Origin of the sequence: Nocardia sp. CA-136227 (assembly GCF_050955695.1) — a bacterium.
Lineage (GTDB): Bacteria > Actinomycetota > Actinomycetes > Mycobacteriales > Mycobacteriaceae > Nocardia.
In genome coordinates this window covers 7,243,101-7,261,713 of the sequence record NZ_CP192081.1, presented here as the reverse complement: position 1 = coordinate 7,261,713, position 18,613 = coordinate 7,243,101, and the positions used below count along the sequence as shown (strand labels likewise).

At 68.2% G+C, this 18,613-nt stretch carries 16 protein-coding genes and 1 riboswitch; of the genes, 8 read left to right on the top strand and 8 right to left on the bottom strand.

The genetic code is table 11. From position 1 onward, the window contains the following. Nucleotides 1-6: 6 nt before the first annotated feature. Nucleotides 7-1,167, bottom strand: a complete 1,161-nt coding sequence (locus ACQP06_RS33630) for an epoxide hydrolase family protein (protein ID WP_433669014.1) — start codon at nt 1,165-1,167, stop codon at nt 7-9. Nucleotides 1,168-1,253: 86 nt separating this feature from the next. Between ACQP06_RS33630 and ACQP06_RS33625 the strand changes: the two genes are divergently transcribed. The 4 genes from ACQP06_RS33625 (at nt 1,254) to ACQP06_RS33610 (ending at nt 3,496) form a co-directional block, all read left to right on the top strand. Next, nucleotides 1,254-1,901, top strand: a complete 648-nt coding sequence (locus tag ACQP06_RS33625) for a TetR/AcrR family transcriptional regulator (protein WP_433669013.1) — start codon at nt 1,254-1,256, stop codon at nt 1,899-1,901. Nucleotides 1,902-1,991: 90 nt separating this feature from the next. Beyond that, nucleotides 1,992-2,447, top strand: a complete 456-nt coding sequence (locus ACQP06_RS33620; protein ID WP_433669011.1) for a hypothetical protein — start codon at nt 1,992-1,994, stop codon at nt 2,445-2,447. A gap of 192 nt (nt 2,448-2,639) precedes the next feature. Then, the gene (locus ACQP06_RS33615) at nt 2,640-3,005 is read left to right on the top strand and encodes a DUF4189 domain-containing protein (protein WP_433669010.1); all 366 of its coding nucleotides are present in this window, start codon (nt 2,640-2,642) and stop codon (nt 3,003-3,005) included. 86 nt (nt 3,006-3,091) lie between these two features. Then, nucleotides 3,092-3,496 (top strand): VOC family protein, encoded by a 405-nt coding sequence (locus ACQP06_RS33610; RefSeq protein ID WP_433669008.1) that lies wholly within the window; start codon nt 3,092-3,094, stop codon nt 3,494-3,496. A 57-nt stretch (nt 3,497-3,553) separates the two neighbouring features. Here ACQP06_RS33610 and thiC read toward each other — a convergent pair whose 3' ends face one another. Beyond that, nucleotides 3,554-5,212, bottom strand: coding sequence for a phosphomethylpyrimidine synthase ThiC (thiC, locus tag ACQP06_RS33605; RefSeq protein ID WP_433669006.1), 1,659 nt, complete (start codon nt 5,210-5,212; stop codon nt 3,554-3,556). After that, a riboswitch (TPP riboswitch) is annotated at nt 5,205-5,315 on the bottom strand. Its footprint overlaps the gene before it by 8 nt. Before the next feature lie 395 nt (nt 5,316-5,710). Here thiC and ACQP06_RS33600 point away from each other — a divergent pair. After that, nucleotides 5,711-6,385 carry a TetR/AcrR family transcriptional regulator gene (locus tag ACQP06_RS33600; RefSeq protein ID WP_433669004.1) on the top strand — a complete coding sequence of 225 codons (675 nt, stop codon included), beginning with the start codon at nt 5,711-5,713 and terminating at the stop codon, nt 6,383-6,385. Here the strand turns inward: ACQP06_RS33600 and ACQP06_RS33595 are convergent. The 4 genes from ACQP06_RS33595 to ACQP06_RS33580 all read right to left on the bottom strand — a co-directional run bounded on the left by ACQP06_RS33595 (nt 6,382) and on the right by ACQP06_RS33580 (nt 11,794). Continuing rightward, nucleotides 6,382-8,640: an MMPL family transporter gene (locus ACQP06_RS33595; protein WP_433669002.1), complete on the bottom strand. Its 2,259-nt coding sequence runs from the start codon at nt 8,638-8,640 to the stop codon at nt 6,382-6,384. The genes ACQP06_RS33600 and ACQP06_RS33595 overlap by 4 nt on opposite strands. Nucleotides 8,641-8,742: 102 nt before the next feature. Then, nucleotides 8,743-9,921: a fumarylacetoacetase gene (fahA, locus tag ACQP06_RS33590; protein ID WP_433669000.1), complete on the bottom strand. Its 1,179-nt coding sequence runs from the start codon at nt 9,919-9,921 to the stop codon at nt 8,743-8,745. A 1-nt stretch (nt 9,922) separates the two neighbouring features. Continuing rightward, nucleotides 9,923-11,128 (bottom strand): homogentisate 1,2-dioxygenase, encoded by a 1,206-nt coding sequence (locus ACQP06_RS33585; RefSeq protein ID WP_433668998.1) that lies wholly within the window; start codon nt 11,126-11,128, stop codon nt 9,923-9,925. A gap of 39 nt (nt 11,129-11,167) precedes the next feature. After that, on the bottom strand, nt 11,168-11,794 hold the full coding sequence (locus ACQP06_RS33580) for a TetR/AcrR family transcriptional regulator (RefSeq protein WP_433668996.1): 627 nt from the start codon (nt 11,792-11,794) through the stop codon (nt 11,168-11,170). 124 nt (nt 11,795-11,918) lie between these two features. On the opposite strand from ACQP06_RS33580, the gene ACQP06_RS33575 reads away from it, so the two are divergent. The 3 genes from ACQP06_RS33575 to ACQP06_RS33565 all read left to right on the top strand — a co-directional run bounded on the left by ACQP06_RS33575 (nt 11,919) and on the right by ACQP06_RS33565 (nt 16,755). Then, on the top strand, nt 11,919-13,838 hold the full coding sequence (locus tag ACQP06_RS33575) for an acyl-CoA dehydrogenase family protein (protein WP_433668995.1): 1,920 nt from the start codon (nt 11,919-11,921) through the stop codon (nt 13,836-13,838). A gap of 313 nt (nt 13,839-14,151) precedes the next feature. Next, nucleotides 14,152-15,978 carry an acyl-CoA dehydrogenase gene (locus ACQP06_RS33570; protein ID WP_433668993.1) on the top strand — a complete coding sequence of 609 codons (1,827 nt, stop codon included), beginning with the start codon at nt 14,152-14,154 and terminating at the stop codon, nt 15,976-15,978. Nucleotides 15,979-16,116: 138 nt separating this feature from the next. Next, a complete protein-coding gene (locus tag ACQP06_RS33565) occupies nt 16,117-16,755 on the top strand; it encodes a hypothetical protein (protein WP_357094560.1) in 639 nt (212 codons plus the stop codon). Nucleotides 16,756-16,770: 15 nt separating this feature from the next. On the opposite strand, the gene ACQP06_RS33560 is transcribed toward ACQP06_RS33565, so the two are convergent. Continuing rightward, complete coding sequence (locus ACQP06_RS33560; RefSeq protein ID WP_357094563.1) at nt 16,771-17,586, bottom strand: exodeoxyribonuclease III; 816 nt, start codon at nt 17,584-17,586, stop codon at nt 16,771-16,773. Between the two features lie 51 nt (nt 17,587-17,637). After that, nucleotides 17,638-18,612 (bottom strand): N-acetylglutamate synthase, CG3035 family, encoded by a 975-nt coding sequence (locus tag ACQP06_RS33555; RefSeq protein ID WP_433668990.1) that lies wholly within the window; start codon nt 18,610-18,612, stop codon nt 17,638-17,640. Nucleotide 18,613: the final 1 nt, after the last annotated feature.

Below are 18,613 nucleotides of genomic sequence, written 5' to 3'. Positions count from 1 at the left end.
GGCGAATCAGCGCAAACCGGCGAAGAATTCGCGGATATCGGCGACCAGCACGTCGGTCGCCTCGTGCGCGGCGTAGTGCCCGGCGGCATCATTGGCGCTCGTCGACGTGGACGAATTCACGTCGTACGCATGCCAGCTCACGATGTTCTTGTGATCCCGCTCGGCGAAGCGGCGGATCGACTGGAAGTCACCCTTGAACATGGCCAGCCCGGTCGGCACCGTGGTCGGGCCCTGCGGCTGCTCGGCGTGCGCGTCCTCGTAGTAGAAGCGCAGCGACGACCCGGCGGTGCCGGTCAGCCAGTAGATGGCCGTGTTGCCGATGACGAAGTCATCGTCCAGGCCCTCGCTGAACAGCTGCGCGTTCCAACCCAGCAGGCCCACCGGCGAATCCGCCAGCGCGAACGCGATGGTCTGCGGCTGCTGGCTGTGCAGGGTGTTGAAGGCCATCTTGTTCTCGTAGAACCACTGCAGGTGCGCCAGCGCCGCCATGTCCTCCTCGGACAGGCCGGCCATCTCGGCCGGATCGCCGGACGGGAACGAGAACAGCTGCGTCACATGGACTCCGACCACCTGATCCGGGGCGATGCGGCCGATCTCGGGGGAGACCATCGAGCCGCCGTCATTGCCGATCGCGCCGAAACGCTCGTACCCGAGCCGGTTCATCAGTTCCACCCAGGCGCCGGCGGTGCGGTAGCGGCTCCAGCCGGTGGACCGGGTCGGGCCGGAGAAGCCGAAGCCCGGCAGCGAGGGGATGACCACGTGGAAGGCGGGCGTCTCGGCGTCCTCGGGCTCGGTGAGCGGCGCGATCACGTCCAGGTACTCCAGGACCGAGCCGGGCCAGCCGTGGGTGAGGATGACCGGGGTGGCGTCCGCCCGCGAGGACCGCACGTGCAGGAAGTGGATGTCCTCGCCCTCGATCTCGGTGGTGAACTGCGGGTAGGCGTTGAGCTTCGCCTCCAGCGCCCGCCAGTCGAACTCCTCCAGCCAGTACTTCGCCAGCCCGCGCACCCGGTCGTTGGTGACGCCGTAGGCGTCCGCGACGCCGGGGAGTTCGTTCGGCCACAGGGTCTTGCGCAGGCGGTCGGCCAGATCGTCCAGCTGGGCCTGGGGGACGTCGATGCGGAACGGGCGGATCGCGGTGGTGGCGGTGGTGGGCTGGGCGTTCATCATTCTCTCCTTTGTGGAACGGAATGCTTCGTTCTGTTTAAACCATAACGGAACGGATCGTTCCGTTCAAGTGGTATTCTCGATTCATGTCGAAAACAGCCGAAACCACAGCTCAGCGGGACCTGCCCGGGCGTAAGGCGCAGGCCGCGCGCAATGACGAACTCATCCTGGCCGCCGCCCGCGACGTGTTCCTCGCCGAACCCAAGGCCCCGATCTCGGCGGTCGCCGAGCGCGCGGGCGTCGGCATCAGCGCGCTGTACCGCCGCTATCCCAGCAAGGAGGACCTGCTGCGCACCCTCTGCTACAGCGGGTTGCGCCGCTACAACGCGGAAGCCGAAGCGGCCCTGGAGAATCCCGACGGCTGGGCGGCGCTGGTGGAGTTCCTGCGCAATGTCGTCGACGCCGACGTCCACTCGCTGGCGGTGCACCTGGCCGGCACCTTCACCGCCGACGACTCGATCCTGCCCGATGTGATGCGCAGCGCCGAGCTCAACGACGAACTCCTGCGCCGCGCACAGGAATCCGGCACCTTGCGCCCGGAGGTCACGGTCGCCGATCTGGGTCTGATCCTCGAGGCCTGCGCCGCCGTCACGCTGCCGGATCCCGAGCGCACCGCCCAGCTGCGCCGCCGCGTGCTGGCCCTGCTCGTCGACGGTCTCGCCGCCACCGGCGATCTGCCCGGACCGCCGCCCGCCCCGGGCGAATTCGCGCACCGCTGGCAGCGTCGTGAGTAGTGACCGGTAGCGCTGTGACCAGTGAACGGTAGCGTTGGCCGGGTTCTCGCCGACATTCGTTTGTCCCCGTAATCAATTCGAGGAGTCGCGATGCGCTGGATCCGTCCCCTGTTCGCCCTGCCGCTCGCCGCGGCCGCGCTGTTCGCGGCCACCGGCACCGCCGCCGCCGACCCGGTCACCACCTTCACCCCCGCCTACACCGCCGGATCGGGAGCCTTCCCCTGCTTCGGTCAGATCCAGGCGTTCCACGATCCGCAGAACACCTACTACGGCAAGCAAACCGTCTGGGTGCGAGCCGAATTCACGTTCCTGCCCATCCCCAGCCCGGGCTGCGGCGCGACGGCGACCCTGAGCTGGCGCAATCTGGATACCGGTGCGAGCGGCAGCTTCCCGCCGGTTCCGCTGGGCGACGGCACGCCGTTCGGGCCGAGCAACGCGCTGTGGGTGCCGGAGACGCTGCCGACCGGTCCCGGACGGGTGGAGGTCACCATCGACACCGATCTCCCCCACATCGCGGGCAAGGGCACCTTCTACTCGCCGGAGTGACCCGGAGCGACGGTCGGCGGCGGTGCGGGCCGGACTCGGCGCCACCCCGGCGCCGCCGAGTCCGGCGGCCGCTCCGGCTGTCCGGGGAGTTCCGGTCAGGAATTCCGGTTCCAGCGCGCTGAACTGCGGGGACATCCCTCCTGAGGGTGTCGTGCACTGGGCCGCGCGCCCGTCCGGTTCCATCGTCGAGCCATGTACAAGCTCGTCACCACCCTGGCCATGACCGGCGTCGCCCTGCTCGCCTCGGTCGCTCCCGCCAACGCCTACACCTACAACCACGGCGCGATCTCCATCGGCAACAACGGAACCTACGCCGCCATCGCGGTGGACTACCCGACCTGGGAGGAGGCCGCGACCGCCGCCAACAACCGCTGCGGCTACACCGACTGCGGCTGGGTCATCACCTTCATGAACCAGTGCGCGGCCGCGGCCGTCTCGTCGTCCGGCCACTGGGGCTGGGCGCGGGAATCCTCGCTCGGCTACGCCGACCGGGTCGCGCGGGACTGGGCGGGGGCCGGAGCCTCCGTGGTCGTGCACGGTTGCACGTCCGGCGCCTGAACCGGATCACGGGAGTAGCGTTCGCGATGATTTCCGTGCTGTCGCTCCGACTACTGGGAGAAACACTCGATTCGGAAGGATCCGCCGTGAATTGGACACTCGAAGTGGTGATCGTCCCGGTGTCGGACGTGGACCGCGCCAAGGACTTCTACGCCGGCAAGCTGGGGTTCCACGTCGACCACGACACCCAGCCCGCACCGGGGATCCGGATCTGCCAGCTGACGCCGCCGGGGTCGGGGTGCTCGATCGTGATCGGCGAGGGCGCCATCCCGAAGATGGAGCCCGGGTACCTCAAAGGGTTGCAGCTGGTGGTGCCGGACCTGAAGCGGGCGCACGCCGAACTGGTCGAGCGGGGTGTCGAGGTCAGTGACATCCAGGTGCTGCCGGGGCCGACCACCGAGGGAGATCCGTTGAACAACAACGGGTTCGTCTTCTTCGACGACCCCGACGGCAATAGCTGGGCCGTCCAGCAGATCTCGAATCGCGCCTGAGCCGGATCGGGGCGGATGGCCCGCAAGCCACCCGCCCCGATTCGAATTCGATCGTCACTACACGACCGGCAGGTACACCTTGTTGCCCGCGTCGGCGAATTCGGCCGACTTCTCGGCCATTCCGGCCTCGATGGCGTTCACGTCGGTGAGGCCGTGCTTCTCGGCGTAGTCGCGCACGTCCTGCGAGATGCGCATCGAGCAGAACTTCGGACCGCACATGGAGCAGAAGTGGGCGGTCTTGGCGGGCTCGGCCGGCATGGTCTCGTCGTGGTACTCCCGCGCGGTGTCGGGGTCCAGCGAGAGGTTGAACTGGTCGGTCCAGCGGAACTCGAAGCGCGCCTTGGACAGCGCGTTGTCGCGGTCCTGGGCCCGCGGGTGCTGCTTGGCCAGGTCGGCGGAGTGGGCGGCGATCTTGTAGGTGATCACGCCGACCTTCACATCGTCCCGGTTCGGCAGACCCAGGTGCTCCTTGGGCGTCACGTAGCACAGCATCGCGGTGCCGGCCTGGGCGATGATGGCCGCGCCGATGGCCGAGGTGATGTGGTCGTAGGCGGGCGCGATATCGGTGGCCAGCGGGCCGAGGGTGTAGAACGGAGCCTCCTCGCAGAGCTCCTCCTCGAGCCGCACGTTCTCCACGATCTTGTGCATCGGCACGTGGCCGGGGCCCTCGATCATCACCTGCACGCCATAGGATTTCGCGATCTTGGTGAGCTCACCCAGGGTGCGCAGCTCCGCGAACTGGGCCTCGTCATTGGCGTCCGCGATGGAGCCCGGCCGCAGACCGTCACCCAGGGAGAAGGTGATGTCGTACTTCGCCAGGATCTCGCAGAGCTCGCGGAAGTGGGTGTACAGGAACGATTCCTGGTGATGCGCCAGACACCACGCGGCCATGATCGACCCACCGCGGGACACGATGCCGGTGACGCGCTTGGCGGCCAGCGGCACGTAGCGCAGCAGCACGCCCGCGTGCACCGTCATGTAGTCGACGCCCTGCTCGGCCTGCTCGATCACGGTGTCGCGGTAGATCTCCCAGGTCAGCTTGGTGGGATCGCCGTTCACCTTCTCCAGCGCCTGGTAGATCGGCACGGTGCCGATCGGGACCGGGGAGTTGCGCAGGATCCACTCGCGGGTCTCGTGAATGTTCTTGCCGGTGGACAGGTCCATGATGGTGTCGGCGCCCCAGCGGCTGGCCCACACCATCTTCTCGACCTCCTCGGCGATGGAGGAGCTCACAGCCGAGTTGCCGATGTTCGCGTTGATCTTCACCGCGAACTTCTTGCCGATGATCATCGGCTCGGACTCGGGGTGCTTGTGGTTGGCGGGGATCACCGCGCGACCGGCGGCCACCTCGTCGCGCACCAGCTCGGGCGAAACGCCTTCGCGGGCCGCGATGTAGTGCATCTCGCTGGTGACGATGCCCTGGCGCGCCCAGTTCAGCTGGGTCGGCGGGCCGTCGACCTGCGGCTTGGCCCACTCGTCGCGCAGCTTGGGCAGACCCGCCTCGAGATCGATGGTGGCGGTGTCGTCGGTGTACGGACCGGAGGTGTCGTACACGTCGAAGTGCTCGCCGGTGGTCAGGTTGATGCGCCGCACCGGAACCCGCAATGTGGCGCCGTCGACCTCGACCTGTTCGTAGTGCTTGACGCTGCCCTCGATGGGGCCGGTGGTCACGGTGTCGACCGGGGCGGCCGAGCTGGAGACACGACTCGATGACATGGCAGATCCTCCCTACGCCGGCATTACCCGGTCAGGTTCATACGGTCGACGGCCCACTAGCCGTCCTCTCAGCCCGCTGGTGCGAGCCCCCGTTGGCAAACTTTTTCCGAGCCGACCATACCCGGCCCCGGGGTACGGCAACCCCGGGACCGTGGAATATACGATCCGGTCTGCTCCGCGCGGGTGCCCCGCCGCTCAGTTCTCGCGCGGCCCGATCGGCCGGCCCAGCGCGCCGAAGACGGCGTTCAACTGGATCTCGGTTCGGGTCGCGAGTGCGTCCGGACCACCGAGCATGGTGACCACGTCCTCGGCGCGGTCGATTCGAATCCGTCCGGCGCTCCGTGGAACGGATCCTGATTGACCGGAAGTGGTTGCGCGGCAGCGATTCCCAGCGATTGCCACGTCTCGGTTCCCTTCCTCGATGTGACGGCGATTACAGCACGGCCCCGGGTTACCAACAAGATGTCTCTCTGAAATGTGCTTGGCTATCGTTTAGGTATGTCCCGCAGCAAATCTGCCGCGTCGACCGGCGCGCCCCCCGTCCGGCGTCGCATCCGCGGCCTCGACGCCGGCGAGCGCAGCGCCCAGCGCCGCCGTCAGCTCCTCACCGCCGCCACCGAACTCTTTGCCCGGCAAAGCTATTCGGGCACCTCCATCGAACAGATCTGCCAGCACGCCTTCGTCGGAACCAAGGGCTTCTACGACCACTTCGACAGCAAGGAGGCGTGCTATACCGCTCTGCTGGAACAGATCACCACCGGCATCCAGCAACGCGTCGCCGAGGTGGCCGTCGAGACCGCCGGCGCCGACTGGCCCGCCCGCCGCGCCGCCGTCCTCGCGGCCTTCGTCCACGCCATCGCCGACGACCCCCGCCTCGCGAAGGTCACCTTCGGCGAAGCGGGCGGCATCTCGCCCGCCGTCGAGGCCATGCGCCGCGCCAACCGCCGCTGGTCCGCCGAGTTCCTGAAATATCAATGGCTGCAAGCCGACCCGCGCGAGGAACCCCGCCTGCTGGCGCTGGCCCTGGCCACCATCGGCGGCATGTTCGAACTCGTCGCCGACTGGCTGCACCACCACGACGACGGCGGCGCCCCCGAATCCGTCGACACCCTGATCTCGGACCTGGAGAACTTCGTCGCCGTCGTCGACGCGGGCCGCGCCGCCCGCCGCTAGCGGGCCAGTGCGACCTCGCGGTCCTCGTCGGCCGCCGCGGCCGGCTCCTCCTCCAGCCCGATCCGCTTGTGCAGGGCGGCAAGGGGTTTGGGAGCCCACCAGTTGCCGGTGGACATCAGGCGCATGAGGGCCGGGGCCAGCAGCCCGCGGATGACGGTGGCGTCGGAGACGACGGCCAGCGCCAGGCCGATGCCGAACAGCTTCATGGGGGATACCCCGGAGGTGGCCACCGCCAGCAGGACCACGGCCATCAGGCCCGCCGCGGCGGTGAAGATGCGGCCGGTGCGCGCCACGCCCAGCGCCACCGAACGGGTATTGGCCTCGGGCGAGCGATCGGAGGCCAGCCACTCCTCGCGGATGCGGGAGAGCAGGAAGACCTCGTAGTCCATGGACATGCCGAAGGCCAGGCAGATCATCAGGATCGGCATGAACAGGTCGATGCTGCCGGTGGAGGTGAAGCCCAGCAGGCTCGCGCCGTGACCCTGCTCGAAGACCCAGATCATGGCGCCGAAGGTGGCGGTCAGCGACAGCAGGTTCAGCAGGAGCGCCTTCACCGGCAGCACCACGCTGCCGGTGAACAGGAACAGCAGGATCAGGGTGATGATCGCGATGATGGCGCCCGCCAAGGGAAGCCGGGTGATCACCGAATCCATGGTGTCCTCGTTCAGGGCGGCCGCGCCGCCGAAGAGGACGTCACCGGGGGCGGGCACCGCGCGGAGTTCGGCGAGCTGCTGCTTGCCCTCCGCGGAGTACGGGGCGGTCCGGTTGCCGACCGACAGGTACGCGCCGTCGGGTCCGGCCATCTGCGGCACGCCGGGAGCCATCTTCGCGCCGTTCACGTAGACGCCGTCGCTGGACAGCACCGCCGGAACGCCCGGCACCTGCGACAGGCGGGCGGCGTACGCGCCGATCTCCTTGGTGTCCCCGTGGAATCCGGGCAGCGCCACCACCGCGCTGGAGGCCATATCGGCGGTGAAGTCGTGGCGCAGCGCGTCACCGACCTGACGGCTGGAGGCGAAGGTGCCGATCACCCGGTCGTCCGGCGTGCCGAAATGCGCCTTCAGGAACGGGGATCCGAGCGCCAGCAGCACCGCCGCGGTGACCACGGCGACCGGCAGCGCCCGCCGCATGACACCGGTGACCAGCTTGTACCAGAAGGTCTCCTCCGGCTGCTTCGGCGCGGGCTCACCGCGACCCAGCAAGCGGCGCACCGGCTTCCGCAGATCCCAGGCATTGACGCGATCGCCGAGCAGCATCAGCGCGGCGGGCAGCAGCAGCACCGACGCGCCCACGGCCGCGACCACCACGGCGACACCGGCGTAGGCGAAGGATTTGAAGAACGGCTGCGGGAACACCGCCAGCGCCGCCAGCGCCAGCGCGACGGTCAGGCCGGAGAACACCACGGTCCGCCCGGCCGTCTGCACCGAGCGCAGGATCGCCGCCCGGGGATCGCGGCCATTGGCCAGCTCCTCCCGGTACCGGCTGACGATGAACAGGCTGTAGTCGATGGCCAGCGCCAGACCCAGCGCGCTGGTCATGTTCAGCGCGAAGATCGACACGTCCATGAACGTGGTCATGGCGCGCAGGATGCCGAGGGTGGCGGCGATCGCGAACAGTCCCACGCCGACCGGCAGCAGGGCCGCGATCACGCTGCCGAACACCAGCACCAGCAGCAGCGCCGACACCGGCACCGCGATGGACTCGGCCAGCAGCAGATCCTTCTCGACCTGGTGATTGATATCGGCGAACGATCCGGCCATGCCGCCCACCCGCACCTGCACGCCGTCGCGGTCGCCATTGAGCTCGGTGGACAGGACCGCGGCCCGGTTCTGCACCTCGGTGTCGGTGCCGGTCACCGTGGCCATGATCAGGCCGCGCTGCCCGTCCTTGCTTTTCAGCGCGGTGGCCAGATCGGGCCGGGTCGCGCTGTTGGCCCAGTAGGACTGCACGCCGGTGACCGTCGAGTCGTGGCTCAAGGTGTCGGTGATGCGCTGCGCCTCCGCGCGCACCTCCGGACTGTTGACGCCGCCGTCACCGCTCACCATGACGATGAGGTTCGGATTGCCGCCGGGGAAGCTCTTCGTGATGAAGTCGTTGGCCTGCACCGACTCCAGCGAGCCGGTCAGATATCCGCCGCCGACCATGTGCGATTTCACGGTGGCCCCGAAGCCGCCACACACCAGCATCAGCAGCAGCGCGGCCACCAGCACGGCGCGTGGGCGCGCCATGGCGAACCGGGCAGAAGTGGTCAACATCGACGCCGCCCTCCGAAAGTCCCAAACTTTCGGAACGGTACTTTCCCTGATCGACCGACCGGTAGGTTCAGTGACCATGCTCATGGTCATGTGAACTGGCTATTACTCGGCTTTCGCGATGCGCCCGCGGACTTCGCCCAGCTCCAGACGCCCGCCGCCGACCGCCGGGGCGGTTGCCGTGAGCAGCACCTCATCGCCGTCCTGCAGGAACGTCCGCTGCACGCCGTTCAATTCGAGGGGCTCGGTGCCGCCCCAGCTGATCTCCATCAGCGACCCGCGCTCGCCGCGATCCGCGCCCGAGATCGTGCCGGAGGCGAACAGGTCGCCGGTGCGGGTGGAGGCCCCGTTCGCCGTCAGGTGCGCCAGCATCTGCGCCGGTGACCAGTACATGCGGCGGTACGGGGGAGTGGAGACCAGCTGCCCGTTCCAGGCCACCCGGACCGTGATGTCCAGACCCCAGGCCGCCGCGTCGCGCAGATACGGCAGCGGCTCGGGATGCTGCGGCGGCAGCGGAATACGGGCCGCGGCCAGGGCGTCGAGCGGAGTCACCCACGCCGACAGGCTGGTTGCGAAGGACTTGCCCAGGAACGGGCCCAGCGGCTGACCCTCCCACGCCTGGATATCGCGCGCCGACCAATCGTTGACCAGGGCCACCCCGAAGACGTGGTCGGCGAATTCACCGGTACCGATCGGCGTGCCGAGCGCCGAGCCCGCGCCCACCACGAAACCCAGTTCGGCCTCGATGTCGAGGCGGCGGCTCGGGCCGAAATCCGGTGTGCCGGAGTCGGTCCGGCACTGCCCGTGCGGCCGGATGACATCGGTGCCCGACACCACCACGGTGCCCGCGCGGCCGTGATAACCCACCGGCAGATGCCGCCAATTCGGCAGCAGCGGTTCACCGTCCGGGCGCAGCATGCGGCCCAGGGCGGTGGCGTGGTCGAGGCTGGCGTAGAAGTCGACGTAGTCGCCGATCTCGATCGGCAGGTCCAGGCGGACCGCGCGCACCTCGTGCACGGCGGCCGCGGGGAGTTCCGCCTCGGCGGCGGTCCGCACCCGCTCCCGGATCTCGCGCCAGCACCGCGGCCCCTGGGTCATGAAGGCGTTCAGGCTGGGCTGATGGAACATCGGATCGTCCAGCGCCACCGCCAGATCGATCACGGTGTCGCCCAGCCGCGCGCCCACCCGGGGTTCCCGACCGGCGGGCCGGAATACGCAGTACGGCAAATGGTCCAGGCCGAAACCGGAATCCGCGGGGACCTCGATACGCACCCGGCTGCTCAATTCAGATCCATTCCGACGGCCCCTGACCCGACCAGGTCCACGCGTAGCGCGGGTCCTCACACGCCAGCGCGCCCTCACCCAGCTGCAACGGATGGAAGGTGTCCACCATGACCGCCAGTTCGTCGAAGAAGTCGATCCCGATGCTGCGCTCGTAGGCGCCAGGCTGCGGACCGTGCGCGTACCCGCCCGGATGCACCGACACCGAACCCTGCCCGATCCCGGATCCCCTGCGCGCCTCGTAGTTTCCGCCGCAGTAGAACATGATCTCGTCGGAGTCCACATTCGAGTGGTAGTAGGGCACCGGGATCGACAGCGGGTGGTAGTCGACCTTGCGCGGCACGAAATTGCAGATCACGAAGTTCTGACCCTCGAACGCCTGATGCACCGGCGGCGGCTGGTGCACCCGGCCGGTGATCGGTTCGAAGTCGGCGATGTCGAAGGCGAACGGGTACAGGCAGCCGTCCCAGCCCACCACATCGAAGGGATGGGTGGCGTAAACCATGCTGGTGCCGACGATCTCACCGGCGGGGCGGTGCTTGACCAGCACCTCCACCTTCTCGCCGTCGACCTGGACCGGCTCGGTCGGCCCGTGCAGATCGCGCTCGCAGTAGGGCGAATTCTCCAGGAACTGACCGTATTTCGAGAGATACCGTTTCGGTGGTGTGATGTGGCCCGAGCCCTCGATGATGTAGGCGCGCAACGGTTCCGGTCCGTCCGGAATCCAGCGGTGGGTGGTGGCGCGCGGCAGCAGCACCTGATGACCCTGCCGTACCGGCAGCGTGCCGAACACGGTTTCCACTCGGCCCGAACCGGATTCGACATAGGCCAGCTCGTCGCCGATGGCATTGCGGTACAGCATCGACTCCCGCAACGCCGCCACATAGGAGATGCGCACGTCGGCATTGCCGAGCAGCAGCCGCCGCCCGGTCACCACATCGCTGTCGCCCGGCTTGTCGCCCAGGAACAGTTCGTGCAGTTTCAGATGCCGGTGCCGCAGTGGATGATTCGGGAACAGCCGCTGCTGCGGCAGCACCCACACCGACGAATCCACGATGGCCGGGGGCAGTCCGCGGTGATAGAGCAGCGAGGAATCGCCGGAGAAGCCCTCTTCTCCCATCAGCTCTTCGTAATAGAGCCGGCCGCTCTCATCTCGATGCTGCGTGTGCCGCTTGGGCGGCACCGAACCAACCTGCCGATAGAACGTCATGGCGTCCTCCCGCTGACCGATGGTCGATTTCCATCGTAGTCAGGCGTGACGCAGCGCGCGGTAGACCGCCGCGCCGACGAACTCTCCCAGAGTGTCGGGATTCCAGTCGCCCGGCTCGGTCAGCAGCGTGCGAACCGCGCCCTCACCGGCCGACACCCACAGCTCGACCAGGGCCGGAAGCTTGTGCTCGGCGTCGGCGGTGCCCCAGGCCGCCAGGGTCGGGCGTAGTCGGCGGGTGCAGCGTTCCACCGCCAGCAGCCGGCCCTTGCCGAACGAATCCGCCACGGCCGGATCGGGATTGCCGTACAGCAGCCGCCAGGTGTCGGGGCGCCGGGATACGGTGTGCAGTAGCGCGCGGAAGCCCTCCACGAACACCGCCTCGTCCGCTTCCACCCGGCGGCGGGGCAGCGTCTCCAGCACACCCTGCACCAGGTAGTCCTCCTCGCGGCGGATGAGCGCCTCGAGCAGCTCGACCCGGTCGGCGAAGCAGGCGTAGACGACCGGGCGGGTGACCTTCATGCGGTCGGCCACCGCGGCGATGGTGACCGCCGCGATGCCGTCGGCGACGGCGATCTCCAGAGCGGTGTCGAGGACCTGCGGGCGACGGCGTTCGGGACCCAGATGCCGCGCGCGCTGGCGTGGTCGTGTCGCCGAATCGGTGCCCATGCGCACCGACGATAGCAGCGGCCCCGGAGATCGCTTCCTACAGCTGAGAACAAAAATGCTACATTCACGAATGAAAGCGCTCGGAGGAGCCGGGCGAGCCCACGGCCGGAGGAGACGAAGACCGATGAGTCAGACCCTGTTCAACCCGAAGACCTGCGAATTCACCGAATTCGACGCGGAGACCCGGCGACTGCTGCGGGCCACCGTCGACTACTTCGAGGCATTCGGCAAGGTCCGGCTGCTGGCCGAGAACCGCGACCGCGTCTGGTACGCCGACTTCCTCGACTTCATCAAGCGCGAACGGATCTTCGCGACCTTCCTGACCCCGGCCGCGCAGGCCGGCGGCGACCCGCACAAGCGCTGGGACACCGCCCGCATCGCCATGATGAGCAAGATCCTCGGCTTCTACGGGATGCAGTACTGGTATGTGTGGCAGGTGACGATCCTCGGCCTGGGTCCGATCTGGCAGAGCGCCAATGCCGAGGCCAAGGCCCGCGCCGCCGGACTGCTGGAATCCGGCGAGATCTTCGCCTTCGGCCTCTCCGAACAGGACCACGGCGCCGACATCTACTCCACCGACATGGTGCTCGAGCCCGCACCGCACGGCGGGTACACCGCCACCGGCGGCAAGTACTACATCGGCAACGGCAATCTCGCGGGCATGGTGTCGGTCTTCGGCCGCCGCGCCGACAAGCCGATCATCGACTCGTCCGACTTCCTGCGGAAGATGACCGACGAGGAGTACTCCGGCTACCTGTTCTTCGCCGCCGACTCCCGGCACAAGAACTACAAGCTGCGCAAGAACGTCGTCGACTCCCAGATGTATGTCGCCGCCTTCGATCTCGACGAGTATCCGGTCGCCGAATCCGACATCCTGCACACCGGCCGCGCCGCCTTCGACGCCGCCATGAACACCGTCAACGTCGGCAAGTTCAACCTCGGCTTCGGCGCGGTCGGGGCCTGCGAGCACGCCATGTTCGAGGCCGTCACGCACGCCGAGAACCGAATCCTGTTCGGGCACCGCGTGACCGAGTTCCCGCAGGTGAAATCGCTGCTCGCGGACAGCTACGCGCGCCTGATCGGCATGAAGCTCTACAGCGAGCGCGCCATCGACTACCTGCGCTCCGCCGACGAGAACGACCGGCGGTACCTGCTGTTCAACGCGATCGAGAAGATGTCGGTCACCCGCCACGGCCAGCGGCTGTACGAGGACCTCGCCGACGTGATCGCCGCCCGGGGGTTCGAGAACGACATGTACTTCCCCATGGCCATGGTCGGCATGTTCGGGCTGCCGCGGCTCGAGGGCACCGTGCACGTGAACATGGCGCTGTCGCTGAAGTTCATGCCCAACTACATGTTCCATCCCGCCGACGCGGGCCTGGCCGCGCTGCGCTACCTGCCCGGCGCGGGCCTCGCCCCCAAGGGCGCGGTGCGCGCGGTATCCGGCGCGCTGAGCTGGACCAGCCGCCGCGCCACCGGTCCGGCCGCCAAGGCCGTGCCCGCGCTGAAGACCGAATTCGCCCGTGCCGCACACGCTCCCGTGCCCACCCGCCGCGACGCCGCCGACGACGAATTCCTGTTCCGGCAGGGTCCGAGCAGCGGGCTGGGCAGGATCCGCTTCGCCGACTGGCGTCCGGTGTTCGAGAAGTTCGCGCACATCCCGAATGTCGCGGTCTTCCTCGAACAGGCCCTCGCCCTCCAAACCCTGCTGGCCGCGGCCACCCCGACCGCCGAACAGCAGCAGGACGTCGACTTCCTCTTCGGCCTCGGCGAGCTGTTCACCACCCTCCCGTACGCGCAGCTCATCCTCGAGCAGGCCGAGATCGCGGGCGCCGACGAGGCCGTCCTCGACCAGCTCTTCGACCTGTTCGTGCGCGAATTCTCCAAGCACGCCCTGACGCTGCACACCAAGCCGACCGCCACCAAGGCCCAGCAGGTCCGCGCCCTGGACCTGATCCGCCGCCCGGTCGCCGACCCCGCCCGCGCCGAGCACGTCCTCACCCAGGTCCGCGCCCTGGCCGGAACCTACGAGATGAACCCCTGATCCGATACCGCACCGTGCATGGAATTGGTCGGATGACCGGTCGGCTTTTGGCGGAACATATGCGAGCCCGGGTTCCCGTGAATCCGGTCACGGTCACTCCGCAGCAGGCCAAGGAGTTGCACGGACGCTGGTCCAGCTCGAGCGCATAACGGCACGGTTAACTTTTCGGGATCGGGCCGGGTCGGCGAGGGCCCGAATGGTTAAGACGTCTGCCTACGGTTGCGTAACCGGACAGGCGTACGGCAACGTTCGGGTCGATCCCAGATCTTGATCTGAAGACCCGCGTCGAAAATTCAGCCGAGGAGGCCCTCCCGTGTCCCATTACAAGGCGAACCTACGAGACATCGAGTTCAACTTGTTCGAAGTACTGGGGATCGGGGAACTGCTGGACGGAGGCGCCTACGGCGACCTCGACGGCGACACCGCGCGGGAGATGCTCGCCGAGGCCAAGCGCCTCGCGGAAGGCCCGATCGCGGAGTCCTTCGCCGACGCCGACCGCAACCCGGTCGTGTTCCTGCCCGAGCAGCACACCATCACCGTGCCCGAATCGCTGAAGAAGACCGTGGCCGCGGTCAACGAGGCCGGCTACTCCGGCCTGGGCATGGCCGAGGAGATGGGCGGCGTGGCCGCCCCCAACGCCCTCATCTGGGCCATCCAGGAGATGCTGGTCGCCGCCAACAACTCGGCCTCCTTCTTCAACATGGGCCCGCTCATGCACAAGGTCCTCTTCGACGAGGGCACCGCCGAGCAGCAGCGCTGGGCCGCGCACGCCTGGGAGAGCCGCTGGGGCGGCACCATGGTGCTCACCGAGCCCGACGCCGGCTCCGACGTCGGCATGGGCCGCACCAAGGCCATCGAACAGGCCGACGGCACCTGGCACATCGAGGGCGTGAAGCGCTTCATCTCCGGCGGCGACGTCGGCGACACCGCCGACAACATCTTCCACCTGGTGCTGGCCCGCCCCGAGGGCGCCGGCCCCGGCACCAAGGGCCTGTCGCTGTTCATGGTGCCGCGCTTCCTGTTCGACTCGGAGACCATGGAACTCGGCGCCAAGAACGGCGCGCTGGTCACCGGCGTCGAGCACAAGATGGGCATCAAGTCCTCGCCCACCTGTGAGATCACCTTCGGCGGCGACATCCCGGCCGTCGGCTACCTGGTCGGCGGGGTGCACAACGGCATCGCGCAGATGTTCAAGGTCATCGAGAACGCGCGGATGATGGTGGGCACCAAGGCCACCGGCGCGCTGTCCACCGGTTACCTCAACGCCCTCGAGTACGCCAAGCAGCGCGTCCAGGGCGCGGACCTGACCCAGATGACCGACAAGGCCGCCCCGCGCGTCACCATCACCCACCACCCGGACGTGCGCCGCTCGCTGGCCACCCAGAAGGCGTACGCGGAAGGTCTGCGCGCGCTGTACATGTACTGCGCCTCCTACCAGAACGCCGATGTGGCGCAGGCCAATTACGGCGCCGACGCCGAACTGGCCGAGCGGGTCAACGACCTGCTGCTGCCGATCGTGAAGGGCTGCGGCTCCGACCGCGCCTACGAGTCGCTGACCGAATCGCTGCAGACCCTCGGCGGCTCCGGCTACCTGCAGGACTACCCGATCGAGCAGTACATCCGCGACTGCAAGATCGACTCGCTGTACGAGGGCACCACCGCCATCCAGGCGCAGGACTTCTTCTTCCGCAAGATCATTCGCGACAAGGGCGTGGCGCTCGGACACGTCGCGGGCCTGATCCAGCAGTTCGTCGACGGCGGCCCCGACCAGTTCAAGATCGAGCGCGGACTGCTCGGCGCGGCCCTGGCCGACGTGCAGGCCATGGCGGCCGCGCTCACCGGCTTCCTGATGGCCTCGCAGCAGCAGGTCGACGAGCTTTACAAGATCGGCCTCGGCTCGGTCCGATTCCTGTACGCCGTCGGCGATCTCGTCATCTCGTGGCGACTGCTCGAGCACGCCGCCATCGCCCAGGCGGCGCTGGACGCGGGCGCGGCCGAGAAGGACAAGAACTTCTACACCGGCAAGGTCGGCGTGGCGTCCTGGTTCGCCAAGAACAAGCTGCCGCTGCTCAGCGCCTCGCGTTCGGTGATCGAGAACCTCGACAACGACATCATGAAGCTGGACGAAGCGGCCTTCTGATCCGTGCTCGACATCCGGCCCCGCACCCGTGGTGCGGGGCCGGATGTCGTTGGGGGATCAGGTGACACACCGTCATGACACGCACACTTCATTTCTGACCCGGCGATACGTGTCGTGCCGAGCGGGTACAACTACGGCATGGTCTTCCCGGTTACCTTCGGCTGGATCCAGATCGTGCTGTTGGTGCTGGGCATCGCGGCCATCGGATTACTGGTCTCGGCCGTGCTGAAAGCCCGCACGGTCGGCTGGCGTGTGCTGGTCGGACGCGGCATGGGCGCGGCGGGTCTGGCGTTCGTCGCGGTCGTGATCCTGTGGATCACCACGCTCCTCCAAGCCTTCCTCGGACTCACCGGCGAAGTGAAGGCCGCGCACATCGAGGTCAAACCCGTTGCGGGGCAGGAACACCTGCTGGACGTGAACCTCACCCTCTACGGCGACGAAGGCCACGACGACCAGCACAAGACCTATCAGGTCGAGGGCGACATGTGGGTGCTGCAGGCCAATATCGTGGAACTCGAGGCGTGGGTGAACGCCCTCGGCTTCAACGCCGGATACAAGGTGACCCGGCTCTACGGCCAGCGCCTCGACGGCGTCGCCACCAAACAGAACCAGATCTTCCTCAACGGCAGCGACGCCGACTTCTTCCAGGACATGAAGGACAAGACCTGGTACACCAGGCCTTTCGTGCGCTCGACCAACGGCAATGCCGTCATCGCCGTCCCGGGCGCCTACGACGTCTTCATCTCCCGCGACGCCATCAAGGCCCGGCCGGTCTAGCCGGGCCCGGCCGGACTAGTCCGCGAGGACGGCCGTCACCGGCGCGTGATCGCTGGCGCCCTTGCCCTTTCGCTCCTCGCGGTCCACGTTCGCGTCGGTGACGCGCGCGGCCAGGGCGGGGGAGGCCAGGATGAAGTCGATGCGCATGCCCTCCTTACGGGGGAAGCGCAGCTGCGTGTAGTCCCAGTAGGTGTAGACGCCGGGGCCCGGGTGGAAGGGCCGCATCACATCGGTGAAACCGGTCTCGCCGAACGCGTCGAAGGCGTCCCGTTCCCGTTCGGACACATGGGTTTTGCCCTCGAAGAACTCCGGCGACCACACATCCAGATCGGTCGGGGCGATATTCCAGTCACCCACCAGCGCGATCTGCGCGTCCGGATCCTCCGACAGCCACTTGGCGCCCGCGGACCGCAGCGCCGCCAGCCACTCCAGCTTGTAGGCGTAGTGCGGGTCGTCGAGCGCGCGGCCGTTCGGCACGTACAGGCTCCACACCCGAACCCCGCCGCAGGTCGCGCCGATCGCGCGGGCCTCCACCACCGGTGTGCTCAACAGGGATTCGCCCGCGTCCTTGTCGAAACCGGGCTGATCCGGGAAGTGGATCTCGACATCGTCCAGGCCCACCCGGGAGGCGATGGCCACCCCGTTCCACTGGTTCAGGCCCACATGCGCGACCTCGTACCCGGCCGCCTCGAACGCCTCGAACGGGAACTGCTCGTCCTTGCACTTGGTTTCCTGCATGGCCAGCACGTCGATATCGGCGCGGTCCAGCCACGCCAGCACCCGATCCTGCCGGGTGCGGATCGAGTTCACATTCCAGGTGGCGATACGCACGGCGGTAAACCTTTCGGAACTAGTGTCTTACGTGAGGCGGGCGGCGCGCGATCAGGGCGCGGCGTACCGGTAGCTGTGATGCTCCACGAAGCCCATCTCCTGGTACAACGCCAGCGCCGCGTCATTCTCGTCCGACACCTGAACATAGGCGTGGGTGGCTCCATGCGTGCGGCCCCAGCGGATCATCTCCGCGCACACCAGCGCGCCCAGCCCGTGCCGCCGATGCCCGGACGCCACCGCCACGCAGGTCAGGCCCACCCAGCGGCGGCCGTCGGGAGCCGTGGTCACCGCGGCCCGGCCGATGGCGATCGGCGCCGGCAAACCCAGTGTGGCGAAGGTGAGCTCGCCGTCGCGGACCGCGGTCAGCACGTCCACCACCGGGCTCGAGCCGATATCGGTGTCCCCGCCCCGATGCCGGTGCATGGACAGCCACGCCCCGTCCGGTTCGGGGGTGAACCGCACCATGGACGGGCCCGACGGCAGCGCCATGGTCTCGATGTCGACCGCCAGCACCCGGGTCTCGTGCCAGGTCCGCCACTCCGCGGGCCGGGTCGCCAGCCGATCGGGCAGCTGCAGTTGCAGCGGCAGGCCGTGCGCGGTGTACCACTCGCCGATGCGGTGCAGGGTCTCGGTGTTCATCAGTGCCGGGCCGTCCGTACCGCCCAGCGGTACCGCGGAATTCGCGCGATAGGTGTAGCCGTCCCCGGCGCGCAGCAGCCAGCCGTCGATCCAGGAACGCATCAGGCCCGGCCAGCCGTCCGCGGCCGCCGCTTCCAGGGACCGGATCTCACTGGTCCGAATGGGCCTGGGGCCGAGCGGTTTCCAGGCCACCACCTGATCCCGGGCGACCGACACCACCTGACCGTCGGCGGTCCGCACGGTCAGCGGGTCGGCGGCGATCAGCTCGCCGATCACATCCGTCAACGGCTGGGGATAACCCGCGGGCAGGCGGTAGCGCACCACCACCCGTTTGCCGAGCGGCGGGAGCGCCCCGGCGCCCTCGGGGCCGGGCTCGGAATCGGTCATG